The organism is Akkermansia sp. 54_46, assembly GCF_001917295.1.
GTDB lineage: Bacteria > Verrucomicrobiota > Verrucomicrobiia > Verrucomicrobiales > Akkermansiaceae > Akkermansia > Akkermansia muciniphila.
Map to the genome: position 1 here is coordinate 1 of NZ_MNUD01000006.1, position 320 is coordinate 320.

Annotated in this window: 1 protein-coding gene; it reads right to left on the reverse strand. The window is 64.1% G+C overall.

All coding sequences use genetic code 11. From position 1 onward, the window contains the following. Positions 1–320, reverse strand: a 320-nt coding sequence (locus tag BHW66_RS02025) for an autotransporter outer membrane beta-barrel domain-containing protein (RefSeq protein WP_286688843.1), incomplete at both ends; no start/stop codon positions are given.

Below are 320 nucleotides of genomic sequence, written 5' to 3' on the forward strand. Positions count from 1 at the left end.
GGCCCGCGTTGCCCGCTCCCGTTTCCTCATAGCCGTCCATCCGCGTCGTCACCACCGAGGCGTTGAACAGCGGCTGCAGCACGCTGCTGCGGTTTTCGTCGAGGTAGATGTCGCAGGTGAGTTCGTACATCGCTCCAAAGCCCCATCCGCTGGTGCTTCCCTGCGTCCCGTAGCTTCCTTCCCCGTAGTTGACCGTACGGTTGAGTTTCGCGTCGTTCCATCCTCCCGTCAGGATGAGCGTGTGCGCCCAGCGTTTGTTCTGGTAGCGCCCGAAGAGGCTGGCGTAGTAGCTGTCCAGGCGCCCGTCGGCGCTGTCCGCC